Here is a 16,066-nt window from a genome sequence, read left to right on the forward strand (position 1 = left end):
AAAACCGCTTCGCACTTTTCCGGATCATGCTTTAGGGCGCCCTGGATCCGGCACGCCGTTGCGGATTCGACGCCTGGGAAGACGCATCAAAGACAACGCGGCATTGCGGGCTGAGCTGATCTCGCTGAGCCGCCATGCAATTCCTGATCTGGGCGCGGTCGGGAACGTAGGCGGCGCAAAGCCGAAGCGCGTCTCCCATGCAGGCTTGCCGCTGGTCGGCCTCGGTCGGCCCGGACTGGGCAAGGGCCGGGGTGATCGTTGCGGCCAGCAAAGCAAGAACAAGACGAATTTTCATGGGGACTTTCACTCTCGGGTTGGATGTCTGGCGAAGCTGGCGATGGCGTCCAGCGTCATGAGGGAAGATGCAGAAACGTCGCAATGGTCGTCTCGATCAAAAGATCGCGAGAGGTTTCCGGGTCGATCTCGGGCGCAATCCGATTGAGCAGCATCGGAAAAGCGGGTGGCTGGTTCAGCGCGCCGTTGAGAAGAGCGAAGAACAACGCCGGATGACGGCTGCGGATGATGCCGGCTTCAATGCCGGCGGCAAAAAGCTCACGCACCGTCGCATAGGCAGGACGCAGAAGTCGATCCGACACCAGCACGGCCCGCTCCGGCGCTTCGGTGGCATGCCGGAGAACGAATTCCCTGACCTCCGGATGCGCCGCATAGAATGCGGCAATCTCCGAGATGACGCTGCACAGCCGATCTCCTAGGGGACGCGTGGAATCGCTGGCGATCTGATGGACACCGGCGATCGCGGGAAGTCCGATCGCCACGACCCGATCGAGGCACGCCTCCCAGAGCGCGGCCTTGCTGCCGAAGTGAACACGAACCAAATTGGCACTGACATTGGCGGCCGCAGCAACGCTGCGCAGATCGGCGCCGTCGAAACCGTGGCAGGCAAATGCGTGAGTGGCCGCCGCCAGCAGCGCCTGGCGGCCATCCGGCATATCCTTGCTACGCCGCCCTCGCGGGCGGGACGGCACAACACTCTTCTTCCTGGCCTTAGGCATCACCACCGACGAGTATATGTTCATTTGAACATATACTCGCGGGCGCCCGTTGCAAGGGCTAATTCCGCACCTGCCCGTCACGCGAGCGTGACCTCATCGTCCGCCGGATCGACGAGGCCGACGACCGTCCCTTCCTCGAACAGGGCCGCCTCGACCGGATGATCGAAAAGACTGCCGGGCGCGGTTACGCGATCCATGGCGAAGGCGAATAGACGCAGTTTGCGGCGCAACTTCGGGAGACTGCGGCGGCAATTCCGGTCAATCTGTAGCAGATGAGGATCGGAAGCACGACCAAATGATCCGCTGTCGACGGACCCGAGGAAGGATGTAATGTCACGAACCGAACGGCTGCTCGATCTGATTCAGACTTTGCGGCGATATCGCCACCCTGTCCGCGGCACCCAACTTGCCACAGAGCATGCCGTGTCGCTGCGCACGATCTATCGCGATGTCCAGACTTTAGTTGCCCAGGGCGTGCCGGTCGAGGGAGAAGCCGGGATCGGCTACGTGCTTCGTCCCGGATTTATGTTGCCACCATTGATGTTCTCCAGCGACGAAATCGAAGCGCTGCTGCTCGGTTCTTGCATGGTCGCGCGAGCGGCCGACTCCGCCCTGGCCTCGGCTGCGCAAAACGCGTTGGCAAAGATTGCGGCCGTGTTGCCGGAGGGCCGGAGCAGCGAGATCGAGGCATCAGGGCTATTTGCAGGTCCTATCAAACCCTCCGTGATTGATCCCGTCGACCTCGCGCCCCTTCGTGGCGCGATACGCGCCGAGCAAAAGGTGAGGATCGCATACCACGACCGAGACGGGGTCGCGACCGAGCGACGGATATGGCCCATTGCCATAACGTACTGCGCCCAGATCCGTCTCCTCGCCGCATGGTGTGAACTGCGCGAGGACTATCGTCATTTCCGGACCGATCGAATCGCGGACCTGGTGGTGCTCGGAGAACGATACCCACGACAACGCCGCACCTTGATGAAGGAATGGCGCAAACTGGAAGGTCTGCCCAAGCCGAGCTGACAGCGCTGCTGACGAAATCTGTCGCAGCGATATCGCAGACTCAGGCTCTTCACGCGATCGTTCCGGTCGCACAATGAGAGCATTCATATGCCGGCAAATCGATGCAATGGGGAACTCACGTTTGACGACGCTAAGGCCGTGCTCGAGCGTGCTGAGCGGCTTCTCAACACCGGTGACATCACGCTAGTCATGGAAACCTTCGCGTCCGACGTCGTGGTCCACTTCGCGGACTTTCCCGTAACCCGCGGCAAGCCGCCGCTCGAGGCATTTCTGAGGGCACGATTCGCTCGGCAGAAGAATTACCGATTGCAGAAGCAGCTACGCGCCGTTTCAGGCAACGTCATCGTTTGTTACTGGGACGCCGAATGGGAGGACGGATGCGACGGGCTCCCAATGGAAGGCCGCGGGATCGAAATTCTGACCATGCGCGATGACGCGATCGCCAAATGGGAGGCGACCTTCAACGTCTGGCGCAAGGGTGACGCACCGACACTGCCGATCGTTTAGCCCGACCGGCCAATTGTCCGCTGGGCGGACACTTGGCGCGGCGGCGTTGATACTGCAGCGCGGCTTGGGGAAGAGATACCCCCATGCAAGATAAATCCGCCCCCGAAGACTATGATGTCGTGATCGTCGGCCGCGGCCCGGTCGGCGCCACGCTTGCCAACCTGCTCGGCCTGTGCGGCGTGCGGACGCTGGTGCTGGAGCGCGAGGCGCGGACTTATCATTTGCCGCGGGCGGTGCATTTCGACGACGAATGCATGCGCGTGTTCCAGACCATTGGTCTTTCCGACGCGATCGTGCCGCAAACCATCCTCAGCCCCGGCATGCTTTTCCTCGATGCGAACGGCAAGATGCTGCTGGACTGGTCACGGCCGCAGACGCCGACGCTTATGGGCTGGAATCTCAGTTACCGCTTCCATCAGCCCGATCTGGAGGATGTCCTGATCTCGGGCCTTGCGCGCTGGCCGCACGTCACCTTGCGCAGCCGCTGCGACGTGTTCGCGCTCGATCAGGACGAGACCGGCGTGCGCGTCCGCTATGAGGACCTGTCCAACGGCAGGCTGACCGAGGTCCGCGCCGCCTATGTCATCGGCTGCGACGGCGCGCGGTCACTCGTTCGCCGCTTCATCGGCTCCGGCATGGACGATCTCGGCTTCCACGAACGCTGGCTGGTGATCGACGTGCTGCTCAAGCGCGAGCGCGACGACCTCGGCGATTACAGCCTTCAGCATTGCGATCCCAGGCGGCCTGCGACTTACGTCCGCGGCACCGGCACCCGCCGGCGCTGGGAGATCACGGTGCTTCCGGACGAGGACTCCCAGGAGGTGGCGCAGCCGGCGAAAGTCTGGGAACTGCTGTCGCGCTGGATCACGCCCGAGGATGCCGACCTCGAGCGCGCGGCGGTCTACACCTTTCATTCCGTGATCGCGCAGCGATGGCGCAGCGGCCGGCTGCTCCTCGCCGGCGATTCCGCGCACCAGACCCCGCCGTTCCTCGGCCAGGGCATGTGCGCCGGCATCCGCGATGCCGCCAATCTCGCCTGGAAGCTCGCCGCGGTCATCCGCGAGGGCGCGGCATCCGAGCTGCTCGACACCTATCAGAGCGAGCGCCAGCCGCATGTGCGCGAGTTCATCGAGCTCGCGATTCGCCTCGGCGGCGTCATCAACACCAAGGCGATCGAAGCCGGCCTCGCCGCCGGCGAAGCGCGCGAGAACGCGCCGGTCAAGCTGGAGGTGAAGAAGCCCCTGCTCGGCCCCGGCCTTGCACTCGGCGACCTGCCTCTGGCCGGCCATCTCGCGCCGCAGTTCAAGCTGAACGACGGCAGCCGCGGCGACGACCGGATCGGCTACGGCCACGTCCTCCTTGTCGCGAGCGCGGCCACGCTGCCGTCGCGTCTGGCCCATTCACAGTCGGGAATCGAACTCCTCACCGGCGACGAGGCCGAGGGCATCGGTCCTTGGCTCCGCGAGCACCGCATCATCGCCGCGCTGGTTCGCCCCGACCGCTACATCCGCGGCGCCGCCCGCAACGATGCCGAGCTCGACCGGCTCATCGCCGCCATCACGCCTCCAACCCACGAGCCGTCCGCGGCCTGACCGAACCTCTCAAGGACATCCTATGAAGCTGCTTTCTTTCATCGCCAATGGCCGCGCCTCTTTCGGGGCCGTCAAGGGCAATGGCGTCGTCGACCTCGGCACGCGGATGGCGCCCTGCACCACGCTGCGGCAATTGCTCGAAGCCGGTCGCCTTGCCGAGGCGGCAAAGCTGGTCGCATCCACCGCCCCCGATCATCCGCTGGACGGGATCGCCTTCGCGCCTGTCATCCCCGATCCCGGCAAGATCATCTGCGTCGGCCTCAACTATCGCGACCATGTCGCCGAGACCGGCCGCACCGTCACCGAGAAGCCGGCACTGTTCGTCCGATTTCCCTGCAGCCAGGTCGGCCATCTCCAGCCGATCGTGAAACCAAAGGTGAGCGACGATTTCGACTATGAGGGCGAGCTCGCGCTCGTCATCGGCAAGGAGGGCCGTCACATCCCCGCGAGCCATGCGCTCGGCCATATCGCCGGCTATTCCTGCTACAACGAAGGCAGCATCCGCGACTGGCAACGCCACACCAGCCAGTTCCTTTCCGGCAAGACGTTTGCGGAGAGCGGCAGCTTCGGCCCCTGGCTGGTCACAACTGACGAAATTCCCGATCCGTCCAAGCTCACCCTGCAGACGCGGCTGAACGGCACCGCGGTGCAGGACACCACCACCGATCTCCTGATCACGGCGATCCCCGAGCTGATCGCCTACATCTCGACGATCTGCCCGCTCGCCCCCGGCGACGTCATCGTGACGGGCACGCCGGGCGGCGTCGGCGCCAAGCGCACGCCGCCGCTGTGGATGCGCCCCGGCGACACCGTCGAGGTCGAGATTTCCGGCATCGGAACCTTGCGCAACGAGGTCATCGCCGAGCCGACCTGACCGCCGACGCCGCTCAATCAACGATAAAATCAGGAAACGCCATGACGACAAGCCGCACGACATCCACTTTGCTCATCGCGCTGGCGCTCGCAGGCGCCGCGCGTGCCGAGATCAAGAGCGATGCCATCCGCATCGGCGTCCTCACCGACATGAACGGCATCTTCGCGACCGCGATGGGACCGGGTTCGGTCGAGGCGGCGCGGATGGCGGCGGAGGAGTTCGGCGGCAAGGTCAACGGCAGGCCGATCGAGATCCTGCAAGCCGATCACCAGAACAAGCCGGACCTTGCGGCCTCGCTCGCCCGCAAATGGTTCAGCGACGGCGTGCAGGCGATCGCGGATGGCGGCAGCTCCGGCGCAGCGCTCGCGGTGCAGGAACTGGTGCGCGGCAACGGAAAAATCTTCCTCGTCTCCGGCGCCGGCGCCAACCAGCTCACCGACGAGGCCTGCGCGCCGACCAGCGTGCAATGGACCCAGGACGCCTATTCCACCGCGACCGCGGTCGTCTCCGGCATCATGCAGACCAGCAAGGAGCCGTGGTTCTTCATCACCGGCGATTACGCCTTCGGCCATTCGATCGAGGCCACCGCGCGCGACCGCATCGCAGCGCTCGGCGGCAAGGTCGCCGGCAGCGTGAAAGCCCAGCTCGGCACACCCGACTACTCGTCGTTCCTGCTCCAGGCGCAGTCGTCGGGTGCAAAAATCCTCGCCATCAACGTCGCCGGTGACAACGCCACCGCGATCAAGCAGGCCGAGGAATTCGGCCTCGCCGACCAGGGCATGAAGATCGTGCCGATGTCGTTCCAGAACGTCGACATCGAGGCGGTCGGGCTGAAGGCGACGCGCGGCGATCTCATCGTCACCTCGTTCTTCGAGGACGTCTCGCCGGCGGCCCGAAAGTTCTCCGATGCGTTCTATGCCCGCCGCAAGGCGATGCCGTCACAGATCCAGGCCGGATTCTATTCCGCCGTGCGCCACTATCTGCAAGCCGTGAAGGACACCGATTCCGACGACAGCGCCACCGTGATGGCGAAGATGAAGGCGACGCCCGTGTCGGATGCGTACACGCCGAACGGCCGCATCCGCGAAGACCAGCGCATGGTGCACGATCTCTATCTGGTGCAGGTCAAGACGCCCGGAGAGTCCAAGGGCCCGTGGGACTTCGTCAAGCTGGTCGCGACCATCCCGCCCGACCAGGCTTTTCGCCCGCTCGACCGCAGCAAGTGCGGGCTCGTGGGCAAGTAACTCTCAGGCCAGATAGCGCGTGAGATAGCCTTCCATGGCGTAGAGCGCGCAGAGCGCAAGGCTCGACCACACCGCGGCACTGAAATACAGGAACATCCAGGTGAGCTCGCCCTTCCAGTGCGCGATGTCGTGGGTCACCACCCAGCGCGTCGACACGTCGTGCAGGCCTTCCAGCAGCCCTAAGAACCGGCCCCCCTCTTCATGCCCCGCCCGCCAGCGGCTGAGATACATGGGCACGTCGACGGTGACGAGGAAGGCGAGGAAGCAGGCGATGCCGACGATGCCCGCGATTAGCGCCCAGCGCACCGGGCCCTGGAATTCCGGCACCAGGCGGCACAGCGCGATGCCGGCGAGGAAGAACGTCACCGCCCACAGCGAGTTCTCGATCGCGTTGTAGAGGAAGTTGGTCGTCACCACCGCGTACCAGGAGAAGCACTCCGCGATGATGATGATGGGCACGATCAGCAGCGCGATGTTCACCGCGGTCTCGGCACCCGTCATCTTGCCGAGCTGATGCAGGATGATCGCCCATTGCGCCGCAAAGCACACCTCGGCCACGGTCGCAACCGTGCGGCCGACGAAGACGCTGGAGAGCCAGGTGTCGAACAGGCAGATGCGCTGCACGTCGGCGCGCGGCAGCACCGAGCGGAAGGCGCAGCCGAACACATAGGCCGCGCACAGCAGGAACATCAGGCCGATGTCGGAGCCGCCGCCAAGGCTGCCCGCAACGGTCGGATAGAACTCGCGGTACAGCATGAACCAGACGAGGATGTTGGCGGCGCTCACCAGCGTCAGGGCCCCCCACCACCACGCGAGGGGATTTGACCGCGCCTGCCACTGCAACATGAATCGCTCCGCCGTAATCGATGTGACACGTCTTCGTAATAATGCTGTCACAAGACGCCATGGAATCACGACAAAAATCTGTGCGCTGCGGGGCTTTCCGCGCATCTTTTGCTCTCGTCACGATGTCCGCATAGTGGACGATATTAGATGATTTTGTGAATCTATTGGACAACGGTGGCGGCCGGGTTCATTAAACGCGCATGGCTCGAACCGCGTCCAAACCGCCTCCGCCTTCCTCGTCCGCCGCCGCGGTGCTGGCGGAAAGTGCCGATGACGCCGCGTTCGCCACGACGCTGGCAAAAGGTCTCGTGGTGCTCGAGACCTTCAAGGCCGGGACGACACTGCTCGGCAACATGGAGCTGTCGCGGCTGACCGGGATTCCGCGGCCGACGGTGGCACGGCTGACGCACACGCTCGCCGAGCTCGGCTACCTCCGCTACGATTCCGAACGCGCGAAATATCGCCTCGGCGCGCGCGCCTTGCGGATGGCGCATCCCCTGCTCGCAGACATGCAGTTCCGTCAGGTCGCGCGTCCCATGATGCAGGAGTTGGCGCAAAGCGTGCGCGGCACGGTCTCGGTCGGGCTGCTCGACGGCACATCGATGATCTATGTCGAGACCGCGCGCTCCGGCGATGTCGGCCCGCACGTCCCCGACGTCGGCATGCCCATTCCCGTCGTGATGACCGCGATGGGCCGCGCCGCGGCGGCGACCTTGCCACCGCCCGAAGCTGCGCTGCTCGAAGCGCGGATTGCGAACGAGGATGCCGAGCTGTGGTCGGCGTTCCGCGACAGATACCGCGCCGGCCTTGTGCAATGCGCCAGCCGCGGTTTCTGCACCTGCTGGGGCGAATACATAGCTTCGATCCACGCCGTCGCCGCACCGCTGTTTCACGCCAGCGAGACGAAGCAGTCGTTCTCCATCAATTGCGGCATCCCCGCGTTCCGGCTTCAACCGGGCCAGCTCGAGGGCGAAATCGGCCCGCGCATCGCCGCGCTCGCCGACAGCATCCGCACCATCGTCGACGCAGCCGGGCCGGCGACCGAAACACAAAAGCAAAACAAGACGAGGGCCAGGAAATGAACAAGAACGCTGGCGCTCCACCACCGGGAGGCCAACATGACCATCACACGCCGAACATTGCTGGGCACCTTCGCCTTTTCCCTTACCGGCTTTCCATTCTCCGCGCGCACTGAGGAGTCCTGGCCGTCGCGCATGGTGCGGCTGATCTCGCCCTACGGGCCCGGCGGATCCAACGACATCTCGCTACGCCTGCTGGCCGAGGAGTTCAGTCGCAGCCTGCACCAGCAATTCATCGTCGAGAACAAGCCTGGCGCCGGCACGCGCATTGCGAACGATCTCGTCGCGCATGCGCCGGGTGATGGCTACACGTTTCTCTACGTCGCGGCTCCCTACGCCACCGCCGAAGCCCTGTTCGGCAAGCTGACCTACGATCGCAAAGACCTTCAGCCGGTCGCCATGGCGGTGCTCGCGCCGCTGTTCCTGATCATCAGCGCGGACGCGCCGTTCAAGGCGCTCCCCGAGTTGATCGCGTACGGCAAATCGAAGCCGGACGGACTGACCTTCGCCTCGCCCGGCGCCGGCTCGCAGCCGCATCTTGCCGGCGAACTCCTGTTCCGGGATGCCGGCGTCAAGGGTCTCAACATTCCCTTCCGCGGCGATGCGGCGTCATATACCGAGTTGCTTGCCGGCCGCGTCGACGCCACGCTCACGGCACTGCCAACCGCGCTGCCCTATATCCAGAGCGGCAAGTTCATCGTGCTCGGCGTCGCCTCTCCCGAGCGCAGCGCGCTCTACCCGCAAGCGCCGACCCTGCGCGAGCAGGGCTTTCCAAACGTGGCCGCGGCCGGCTGGTACGGCTTCATGGCGCCGTCGGCAACGCCGCGCGCGATCGTCGACAAGCTGCAGGCCGAGGTTTTGCGCGCGCTCGCCGTTCCCGCGATCAAGGACAGGCTGACCGCCCAGGGCCTCGAGATGCGCGCCGGCAGCGCCGCCGAATTCGGCCAGTTCATCGACAGCGAGACGCAAAAGTGGACCGGGCTGATCCGCGAGGCCGGCCTCAAGGGCGAATGATTGTCACGAACGGGAATGGACATGAAAAACGCACTCACCAAACGCACCGCCGCCTCCGCGCTGGTTCTCGCGCTGTCGATCGCGACCGCCCAAGCCCAGAAGAAATACGATCCGGGCGCCTCCGACACCCAGATCAAGGTCGGCCAGACGGTGCCGCTCAGCGGTCCGGCCTCGGCCTATGCCGTGATCGGCAAGACCCAGGCCGCCTATATGAAGATGATCAACGATGAGGGCGGCGTGAACGGCCGCAAAGTCGAGCTGATCCAGTATGACGATGCCTATTCGCCACCCAAGACCGTGGAGCAGACCCGCAGGCTGGTCGAGAGCGACGAGGTGCTGCTGACGTTCCAGATCATCGGCACAGCGCCAAACGTCGCCGTACAGAAATATCTCAACGCCAAGAAGGTCCCGCAACTCTTCGCGGCGACGGGCGCCGCGCGCTTCACCGATCCGAAGAACTTTCCCTGGACGATGGGCTTCAACCCATCCTATCTCGTCGAGGGCCGGATTTATGCGCAGTATCTCCTGAAGAACCATCCGAACGCCAGGATCGGCGTGCTCTATCAGAACGACGATCTCGGCAAGGACTATCTCGCCGGCCTCAAGGCCGGTCTCGGCGACAAGGCGAAGATGGTCGTGGCCGAGACCTCGTACGAAATCACCGAGCCGACGATCGACTCCCAGATCCTGCGGTTGAAAGACGCAGGGGCCGACGTCCTGTTCAGCGCCACGACACCGAAGCAGGCGGCGCAAGCGATCAAGAAGGTCGCCGAGATCGGCTGGAAGCCGCTGCACATCATCGACATCAACGCCTCCTCGGTGAGCGCCGTACTCAAGCCGGCCGGGCTCGACAACGCCAAGGGCGTCGTCAGCGTCGGCTACGTCAAGGATTCCGCCGATGCCGAATGGAAGGACGATCCCGGCATGAAACGCTATCTTGCCTTCATGGCGAAATATTACCCGGATGGCGATAAGGATTCGAATCTGAACGTCTACGGCTACATCACCGCCCAGCTTCTGGTGCAGGTCCTGAAGCAATGCGGCGATGATCTGACCCGCGAGAACGTGATGCGTCAGGCCGCCAACCTCAAGAACATCGAGCTCGATCTGACGCTGCCGGGTATTTCTGTCACGACGACGCCAACCGACTACCGCGTCAACAAGCAGTTCCAGATGGTGCAATTCGACGGCCAACGGTGGCAGAAGCTCGGCGACATCATCACGGACGACGCGAAGGAGTGAGGCTGTCCGGTGAGGCGGTCCGATCTCCCCGCTTCCGCTCGCCTATGATCCGGCCATCCACCAGACATCGCAGTGAGGAGACGCGGATGCCCGGGCTGAGCCCGGGCACGACGACGGAGAGCGTGACTTACCGCTTCATCCCACCCACATACGCCGCGAGCTTGTCCAGCGTCTGGTAGCCGTATTCGACGGCACCGAAACCGATCATGCCGTCGCGCTGTTCGGTGCTGGAGGCGAGCTGCCGCATCATCAGCACGGTCTTGCCGTTGGCCTGCTCGGCAAAGGTGACGGTGAAGCGGAACATGCCGGGATCCTCGTCCTGGTCGGCGCCGTGATCCATCTCCATCAGCGAGGGACGCTCGATGCGGCGGAAGCGCATCCGATTCGGATAGACGGTGCCGTCCGGCCCGATCATGTTGAAGCGCCAGACCCCGCCGACGCGCACGTCGATCTCGAAGGTCTCGAGCTTGAAACCCTTCGGCCCGAACCATTGCGGCAGATGCTTCGGATCGGACCAGGCCTCGAACACCAGATCGCGCGGCGCGTCGATGACGCGCGACATCACGATCTCGCGGTCGAGCGACCATTGCGACAAAGCGGGATTGGCAGAACTCGTCATCGTCAGGAACCTTTCCTTTTGGTTGTCTTGCTTGTCGTCTTGGACGGCCGCCTCGCAGCCTCCCTCTCCTTCTTGAGCTTCATCACGTAAGCCTCGAACCGGTCGAGCCGCGCCTCCCAGATCGCGCGTTGCTGCTGGAACCAGTCCTCCGCGCCGAGCAGCGCATCCGGGCTGAGACGGCAGGTGCGCACGCGGCCGGATTTCTCGGACTGAACCAGCCCGCTCGTCTCCAGCACATGGATGTGTTTCATGAAGCTCGGCAGCGCCATGTCGAAGGGATCGGCGAGCTCGCCGACGGAGGCCTCGCCGGCGCACAGCCGCATCACGATGGCGCGCCGCGTGGGATCGGCAAGCGCCGCGAAGACCTGGTCGAGACGGGATAATTGGTTAGCCATGGAGCTAACTATAAAGCTGCGCCTCGCCGGTGTCAATGATTGTTAGCCAAATGGCTAAGTTAAATTGGAATGCCGCGGCCCTCCCACGGAACCCACAACGCGCAATCGTGAATTGGGCCATCGCGCCCGCCCCGCTAAAGATGGATCGGGGGCGCACAAGCATGATTCATCAGAGCACGTGCCGCCGATTGTCACCTCATCTCCGATCACCCGGCGAAGCTTCGGCCAGGCTGCGCTCGTTCCCCTGGCCCTCGCGCTTGCGCCGCGGCGGGCATCGGCGGATTCCGACATGATCGCGCAGATGCGCGACATCGTCGGCGCGGAACTCGCGCCGACCGCGACGCCGGACCAGCCGGGCGGCCTCGCCGCCGCGCTCTATGCCGGCCACCACGTCGAGTTCTTCACTTACGGTTTTGCCGACGATGCCACGCGGCGGCCGGTCACGCCGGACACGCTGTTCAACGTCGGCTCGCTGCGCAAGCCGTTCGAGGCGACGCTGGTCGCGCTCGGCACGCTCCGCGGCGAGCTGCGGCTCGACGATGCCTTGCCGAAATATCTGCCCGAGCTCACCGGCGACTATGTCCGCCGCGTCACCGTCGGCGAACTCGCCACGCACACGTCCGGACTATTGCTGCCGACCGACCACCCGCCCTGGCCGAACGAGCAATATTCGCGCGCGCAGTTCGTCGACATGCTCAACGCCTGGAAGCCCGAGGCCGGCGAAGCGCCCGGCAAGCAGCGCATCTACAGCCATGCCGGCTACGTGCTGCTCCAGCTCGTGCTCGAGCGCTGCTATGGCATGCCGATCGCAACACTGTTCGAGCAGCGCATCTTCAAGCCGCTCGGCATGCTGGCGACCTCGGTGCCGGATCGCGGCGAGGACAACCGCGCCGTCATGGACGCGGCCTGGATGCAGCGCGTGGTGCAGGGCTATTCCGACCAGGGCATGGCGATCGGGCCACCCGGCAACCAGCAGAGCTATTTCGACTTCCCCGGCACCGGCCAGATGTTCTCCTCGGCGCGGGATCTCTCGACCTTCATCGCGGCCTGCGTCAGCGGCCGGTCGGTCGATCCGCAGTTGCGCGAGGCGTTGCGGATGACGCAGCACGAGGTCTTCCGCGTCGACGACAAGTTCGGGCAAGGCATGGCCTGGGAGACCGTGCACCTGCCCGACGTCACGATCGTCGACAAGCCGGGCGGCCTCAACAATGCCTCCGGCTATCTCGGCCTCATGCCGGCGCGGCGGATCGGCATCGTGCTGCTGGCCAATCGCGGCGAATACCCGCACGAGATCGCCCGCTATAAGATCCTGCCCGCGCTGGCGCGCCTCCTGGCGACACACGCAGGCTGACCTTCAACGTGCCTCAGACCGAGCGCGTCAATCCGCCGTCGACGCGGATGTTCTGGCCGGTGATGTAGGCCGCACCGTCGGACGCCAGGAACGAGACCGTCGCCGCGATCTCCTCGACCTTGCCGTAGCGCTTCATCGGCACGCTGTCGCGGCGCGCGTCGGTCTGCGGCAGGCTGTCGATCCAGCCCGGCAGCACGTTGTTCATGCGGATATTGTCGGCGGCATGGGTGTCGGTGAAGATCTTCGTGAAGGCGGCAAGGCCGGCGCGGAACACCGCGGAGGTCGGAAACATTGCGCTCGGCTCGAACGCCCAGGCGGTCGAGATGTTGATGATGGCGCCACCCTTCTGCGCCTGCATCACCGGCGTCACCAGCCTGACAGGACGGATTACGTTGAGCAGATAAGTGTCGAGGCCGGCGTGCCACTGCTCGTCGGTAATCTCGGTGATCGGCGCGCGCGGGCCGTGGCCGGCGCTGTTGACGAGCACGTCGATGCGCCCCCATTTTGCAAGCGCGCCATCGACCAGGCGCTTCAGATCGTCGTTCGACTTGTTGGAGCCGGTGACGCCAAAGCCGCCGAGCTCGGCCGCCAGCGCCTCGCCCTTGCCGGAGGACGACAGGATCCCGACGCGAAATCCGTCCGCGGCAAGGCGCCGTGCGGCCCCCGCCCCCATGCCGCTGCCGCCTGCGGTGACGAGTGCGACCTTCTCTGCTGCCATGACCGATCATCCTCTGTGCTATCGTTGAGGCGAGCCCAAGTTCAGTCTGCCATGGCCCAGCCTCGCGTGGAGCCTTCTACCGCCGGGCCTGCCGGCAGGTCCATCGCCGAAAGCATCCGTCATGAGTGATCTGCAAATCCGCAATTTGCGCCCCGAGGAGATCGCCCTCGCCGCCGACTGGGCTGCCGCCGAGGGCTGGAATCCTGGCCTCTCGGACGCCGCCTGCTTCGCTGTCCCCGACGCGCAAGGCTTCTTCGTCGGCGAGATCGACGGCGAACCGGTCGCGACAATCTCCTGCGTCAATTACGATGATCGCTTCGCCTTCCTCGGCTTCTACATCGTGCGCGAAGGTTTTCGCGGCAGAGGCCACGGCCTGCGAATCTGGAACGCAGCGATCGCCCATGCGCGCCCGCGCATCATCGGCCTCGACGGCGTCGTCGCGCAGCAGGACAATTACAACAAATCCGGTTTCCAGCTGGCCTACGCCAATATCCGCTACGGCGGCAGCGTTGCCGCGCCGCCTGCGCCTGGAGACATCGTCCCGCTCGACACGATTCCGTTCGCGCTGGTGGAAGCCGATGACGCCACGGTCTTCCCCGCGCGACGTAGCACCTTCCTGCGCGCCTGGATCAACACATCGGGCCATGTCGGCCGCGCGCTCATGCGCGACGGCAAGCTCGCCGCATGGGGCGTGATCCGGCCGTGCCGGACGGGCCACAAGATCGGACCGCTCGTCGCCGACGATCGCGCTGCGGCGGAAAAGGTGGTGCTTGCCCTGCTGGCAAGCGCGGGGGGCGGGCAAGTCTTTCTCGATGTCCCCGCCGTCAACCGCGAAGCCATCGCGCTCGCGGAATCATTCGGCCTCAAGCCCGTCTTCGAGACGGCGCGGATGTACACAGGCGCAATCCCGCCGCTGCGGGTCGACCGCGTCTTCGGCGTGACGAGTTTCGAGCTCGGCTAGCGCCGCTCAATAGCAGCGCATGATGTTGACGGTGTGCTCGCCGCCACCGCGGCCGGGCACCGTCACCTGCTCAGTCGGGCAGCTCGACACATAGGGCCGGTCGGACGGCACGACGTTCGGCGGGTAGCGATGCGTCCAGTCCCAGGGAACGTCATAGGTGTAGGTGTAGCGCACGTCCTCGGAGACGCGTTGTCCCATATCGACAAAGGGCTGGTTGTCGTTTCCGGCGCTGTATCCGCCATAATAGAACCCGCCGCCGCCCGGCCAATAGACCCAGGGCGCGTTGCGGCCGCGGAACCGGGCACCGGAAGCGATCGGCGGACGCGCCACCGGGCCGGAAGGCGGAGCAGCGCCCACGACACCATGCGGCGCGGCGCCGCCGGGCCTGGCAAAGCTGTCACTGGGGCTGAGGAGCAGCGCGGCTGCGCTGAGCGAGGCGAACAGCGCCCCGAATGATCGGCCATGTGATCTGGACATCATGATACGCACCAACTCGTTTGGGTTTCCGCGGCTCCCCACCGCACGCTAGGCCGGGCCCTCACCCACCCGCAAACGTATAATTAATTATTGGTTAAGGCACTGGATAAGCAGGGAACAGGGTGCGGCAGAACGCCCGGAATTCCGGCTTGATTCCAAGCACTTCGTTCCGGTTACGGCACTTCATAACCAGTTGATCGGAGTTGATCGCCTTGCCCCCCGATCGGTCCGGAACGCTCCCCCATCGCATTCGTTGGGCCCCGGCAAGAAGCAAGGAGCATCTCGAATGCAGAACAAGTCAAAACTCCTCTGCGTGATCACCGCATCACTCGTCGCGGGCGCTTCGGCGGCGTCGGCGCAGGAGTACGCCCAAGGTTACGGCTGGAGCGGACGGCGCGTCGGCTGGGATCGCACCGCCCCCGCCTATGAGCCGGTTCAGCCCCGCGCCTACTATCCGGACACCGCGGGACCGTATGGCGCACTCAACGGCTCCAACCATCCGGCACCGAGCTCGACGCAGGGTGACGTCGGCCCCGAAGGCAACAACAACGGCACGCTCACCGGCGTCTATCGCTGGTAGCGCGTGAGTGTCGTTGAAGGGCCCGCCGCTCCACCGGAGCGGCGGGCCTTTTGCTTGCGGCGTGTTCTTGCTGTGAAGAGGCGACGCCTCCGCCCTTTCTTCGTCATGACAAAGCCCCACTCCATGACCGTCACCCTGAGGTGGCCGCTTCTTCAGCGGCCCTCGAAGGGCGACGCCCCGGCTACATCAGCGGGGCCGCTCATCCTTCGAGGCTTCCCATGCGCCGCTTCGCGACGCATGGCGCGCACCTCAGGATGACGGAACGGATATTTCCTCTGCGGAGGGATGCTGGATTGCTTCCGCCTTCGCCAAGGCTTCGGCGGACAAGTCGCTACGCTCGCAATGACGACGTAGAGACGTCCGGGCTACAACCCCTTGCGTTGCCCGACGGGCAAAACACCCCAGCGATGGGGCAATACCCATCGCCAAAAATATTCTACTTTACCGAAATTCGGAAATGACGTACACATCACGTTAACCCGGCCCAAGGAAGAGGGCGTATCGCGATCGTCACGAACGCGGGCTGGGGGG

General features: G+C 64.8%; 19 protein-coding genes. 11 read left to right on the forward strand and 8 right to left on the reverse strand.

Going from position 1 to position 16,066, the window contains the following annotated elements:
* Positions 1-31: 31 nt before the first annotated feature.
* The 3 genes from HYH08_RS35685 to HYH08_RS35695 form a co-directional block, all read right to left on the reverse strand.
* Complete coding sequence (locus tag HYH08_RS35685) at positions 32-295, reverse strand: hypothetical protein (protein ID WP_220014499.1); 264 nt, start codon at positions 293-295, stop codon at positions 32-34.
* A 55-nt stretch (positions 296-350) separates the two neighbouring features.
* On the reverse strand, positions 351-950 hold the full coding sequence (locus HYH08_RS35690; RefSeq protein WP_220014500.1) for a TetR/AcrR family transcriptional regulator: 600 nt from the start codon (positions 948-950) through the stop codon (positions 351-353).
* Between the two features lie 140 nt (positions 951-1,090).
* On the reverse strand, positions 1,091-1,243 hold the full coding sequence (locus HYH08_RS35695; RefSeq protein ID WP_220014501.1) for a hypothetical protein: 153 nt from the start codon (positions 1,241-1,243) through the stop codon (positions 1,091-1,093).
* Between the two features lie 100 nt (positions 1,244-1,343).
* Here HYH08_RS35695 and HYH08_RS35700 point away from each other — a divergent pair, with 100 nt between their 5' ends.
* From HYH08_RS35700 to HYH08_RS35720, 5 genes are all read left to right on the forward strand, one after another.
* Positions 1,344-2,036: a helix-turn-helix transcriptional regulator gene (locus HYH08_RS35700; RefSeq protein WP_220014502.1), complete on the forward strand. Its 693-nt coding sequence runs from the start codon at positions 1,344-1,346 to the stop codon at positions 2,034-2,036.
* A gap of 87 nt (positions 2,037-2,123) precedes the next feature.
* Positions 2,124-2,543 carry a nuclear transport factor 2 family protein gene (locus HYH08_RS35705; protein ID WP_220014503.1) on the forward strand — a complete coding sequence of 140 codons (420 nt, stop codon included), beginning with the start codon at positions 2,124-2,126 and terminating at the stop codon, positions 2,541-2,543.
* 83 nt (positions 2,544-2,626) lie between these two features.
* Positions 2,627-4,135: a bifunctional 3-(3-hydroxy-phenyl)propionate/3-hydroxycinnamic acid hydroxylase MhpA gene (mhpA, locus tag HYH08_RS35710; protein WP_220014504.1), complete on the forward strand. Its 1,509-nt coding sequence runs from the start codon at positions 2,627-2,629 to the stop codon at positions 4,133-4,135.
* Positions 4,136-4,157: 22 nt separating this feature from the next.
* On the forward strand, positions 4,158-5,009 hold the full coding sequence (locus tag HYH08_RS35715; RefSeq protein WP_220014505.1) for a fumarylacetoacetate hydrolase family protein: 852 nt from the start codon (positions 4,158-4,160) through the stop codon (positions 5,007-5,009).
* Between the two features lie 41 nt (positions 5,010-5,050).
* Positions 5,051-6,253 (forward strand): ABC transporter substrate-binding protein, encoded by a 1,203-nt coding sequence (locus HYH08_RS35720; protein WP_220014506.1) that lies wholly within the window; start codon positions 5,051-5,053, stop codon positions 6,251-6,253.
* Between the two features lie 3 nt (positions 6,254-6,256).
* Here HYH08_RS35720 and HYH08_RS35725 read toward each other — a convergent pair whose 3' ends face one another.
* Positions 6,257-7,099, reverse strand: a complete 843-nt coding sequence (locus tag HYH08_RS35725) for a hypothetical protein (RefSeq protein WP_220014507.1) — start codon at positions 7,097-7,099, stop codon at positions 6,257-6,259.
* A 200-nt stretch (positions 7,100-7,299) separates the two neighbouring features.
* Between HYH08_RS35725 and HYH08_RS35730 the strand changes: the two genes are divergently transcribed.
* Genes HYH08_RS35730 through HYH08_RS35740 form a run of 3 tightly spaced genes read left to right on the forward strand, consistent with a single transcriptional unit; the run spans position 7,300 to position 10,434 of the window.
* The gene (locus HYH08_RS35730) at positions 7,300-8,181 is read left to right on the forward strand and encodes an IclR family transcriptional regulator (protein WP_220014508.1); all 882 of its coding nucleotides are present in this window, start codon (positions 7,300-7,302) and stop codon (positions 8,179-8,181) included.
* A gap of 36 nt (positions 8,182-8,217) precedes the next feature.
* The gene (locus HYH08_RS35735; RefSeq protein ID WP_220014509.1) at positions 8,218-9,192 is read left to right on the forward strand and encodes a Bug family tripartite tricarboxylate transporter substrate binding protein; all 975 of its coding nucleotides are present in this window, start codon (positions 8,218-8,220) and stop codon (positions 9,190-9,192) included.
* 15 nt (positions 9,193-9,207) lie between these two features.
* Positions 9,208-10,434 (forward strand): ABC transporter substrate-binding protein, encoded by a 1,227-nt coding sequence (locus HYH08_RS35740; RefSeq protein ID WP_502789364.1) that lies wholly within the window; start codon positions 9,208-9,210, stop codon positions 10,432-10,434.
* 127 nt (positions 10,435-10,561) lie between these two features.
* Here HYH08_RS35740 and HYH08_RS35745 read toward each other — a convergent pair whose 3' ends face one another.
* Positions 10,562-11,053: an SRPBCC family protein gene (locus HYH08_RS35745; RefSeq protein ID WP_220014511.1), complete on the reverse strand. Its 492-nt coding sequence runs from the start codon at positions 11,051-11,053 to the stop codon at positions 10,562-10,564.
* Positions 11,054-11,055: 2 nt separating this feature from the next.
* Positions 11,056-11,448, reverse strand: a complete 393-nt coding sequence (locus HYH08_RS35750) for an ArsR/SmtB family transcription factor (RefSeq protein WP_220014512.1) — start codon at positions 11,446-11,448, stop codon at positions 11,056-11,058.
* Between the two features lie 289 nt (positions 11,449-11,737).
* Here HYH08_RS35750 and HYH08_RS35755 point away from each other — a divergent pair, with 289 nt between their 5' ends.
* On the forward strand, positions 11,738-12,799 hold the full coding sequence (locus tag HYH08_RS35755) for a serine hydrolase (protein WP_220014513.1): 1,062 nt from the start codon (positions 11,738-11,740) through the stop codon (positions 12,797-12,799).
* A gap of 13 nt (positions 12,800-12,812) precedes the next feature.
* On the opposite strand, the gene HYH08_RS35760 is transcribed toward HYH08_RS35755, so the two are convergent.
* A complete protein-coding gene (locus HYH08_RS35760) occupies positions 12,813-13,517 on the reverse strand; it encodes an SDR family oxidoreductase (RefSeq protein WP_220014514.1) in 705 nt (234 codons plus the stop codon).
* A gap of 121 nt (positions 13,518-13,638) precedes the next feature.
* On the opposite strand from HYH08_RS35760, the gene HYH08_RS35765 reads away from it, so the two are divergent.
* Positions 13,639-14,478, forward strand: a complete 840-nt coding sequence (locus HYH08_RS35765; RefSeq protein WP_220014515.1) for a GNAT family N-acetyltransferase — start codon at positions 13,639-13,641, stop codon at positions 14,476-14,478.
* A 6-nt stretch (positions 14,479-14,484) separates the two neighbouring features.
* Here the strand turns inward: HYH08_RS35765 and HYH08_RS35770 are convergent, their stop codons facing one another.
* On the reverse strand, positions 14,485-14,958 hold the full coding sequence (locus tag HYH08_RS35770; RefSeq protein WP_220014516.1) for a hypothetical protein: 474 nt from the start codon (positions 14,956-14,958) through the stop codon (positions 14,485-14,487).
* Between the two features lie 283 nt (positions 14,959-15,241).
* Between HYH08_RS35770 and HYH08_RS35775 the strand changes: the two genes are divergently transcribed.
* Entirely contained in the window at positions 15,242-15,535 is a 294-nt protein-coding gene (locus tag HYH08_RS35775; protein WP_220014517.1) for a hypothetical protein, read from the forward strand.
* Positions 15,536-16,066: the final 531 nt, after the last annotated feature.

The organism is Bradyrhizobium sp. BR 10289, assembly GCF_019455385.1.
In the GTDB taxonomy this organism is placed as follows: Bacteria; Pseudomonadota; Alphaproteobacteria; order Rhizobiales; family Xanthobacteraceae; genus Bradyrhizobium.

Excerpts from the sequence above, each read along its gene's own strand:
- HYH08_RS35755 (WP_220014513.1), top strand. The coding sequence starts at position 11,738 with ATGATCGCGCAGATGCGCGACATCGTCGGCGCGGAACTCGCGCCGACC.
- HYH08_RS35765 (WP_220014515.1), top strand. The coding sequence starts at position 13,639 with ATGAGTGATCTGCAAATCCGCAATTTGCGCCCCGAGGAGATCGCCCTC.
- HYH08_RS35745 (WP_220014511.1), bottom strand. The coding sequence starts at position 11,053 with ATGACGAGTTCTGCCAATCCCGCTTTGTCGCAATGGTCGCTCGACCGC.
- HYH08_RS35730 (WP_220014508.1), top strand. The coding sequence starts at position 7,300 with ATGGCTCGAACCGCGTCCAAACCGCCTCCGCCTTCCTCGTCCGCCGCC.
- HYH08_RS35685 (WP_220014499.1), bottom strand. The coding sequence starts at position 295 with ATGAAAATTCGTCTTGTTCTTGCTTTGCTGGCCGCAACGATCACCCCG.
- HYH08_RS35750 (WP_220014512.1), bottom strand. The coding sequence starts at position 11,448 with ATGGCTAACCAATTATCCCGTCTCGACCAGGTCTTCGCGGCGCTTGCC.
- HYH08_RS35720 (WP_220014506.1), top strand. The coding sequence starts at position 5,051 with ATGACGACAAGCCGCACGACATCCACTTTGCTCATCGCGCTGGCGCTC.
- mhpA (WP_220014504.1), top strand. The coding sequence starts at position 2,627 with ATGCAAGATAAATCCGCCCCCGAAGACTATGATGTCGTGATCGTCGGC.
- HYH08_RS35715 (WP_220014505.1), top strand. The coding sequence starts at position 4,158 with ATGAAGCTGCTTTCTTTCATCGCCAATGGCCGCGCCTCTTTCGGGGCC.
- HYH08_RS35700 (WP_220014502.1), top strand. The coding sequence starts at position 1,344 with ATGTCACGAACCGAACGGCTGCTCGATCTGATTCAGACTTTGCGGCGA.
- HYH08_RS35770 (WP_220014516.1), bottom strand. The coding sequence starts at position 14,958 with ATGATGTCCAGATCACATGGCCGATCATTCGGGGCGCTGTTCGCCTCG.
- HYH08_RS35735 (WP_220014509.1), top strand. The coding sequence starts at position 8,218 with ATGACCATCACACGCCGAACATTGCTGGGCACCTTCGCCTTTTCCCTT.
- HYH08_RS35705 (WP_220014503.1), top strand. The coding sequence starts at position 2,124 with ATGCCGGCAAATCGATGCAATGGGGAACTCACGTTTGACGACGCTAAG.
- HYH08_RS35690 (WP_220014500.1), bottom strand. The coding sequence starts at position 950 with ATGCCGGATGGCCGCCAGGCGCTGCTGGCGGCGGCCACTCACGCATTT.
- HYH08_RS35740 (WP_502789364.1), top strand. The coding sequence starts at position 9,208 with ATGGACATGAAAAACGCACTCACCAAACGCACCGCCGCCTCCGCGCTG.
- HYH08_RS35760 (WP_220014514.1), bottom strand. The coding sequence starts at position 13,517 with ATGGCAGCAGAGAAGGTCGCACTCGTCACCGCAGGCGGCAGCGGCATG.
- HYH08_RS35775 (WP_220014517.1), top strand. The coding sequence starts at position 15,242 with ATGCAGAACAAGTCAAAACTCCTCTGCGTGATCACCGCATCACTCGTC.
- HYH08_RS35725 (WP_220014507.1), bottom strand. The coding sequence starts at position 7,099 with ATGTTGCAGTGGCAGGCGCGGTCAAATCCCCTCGCGTGGTGGTGGGGG.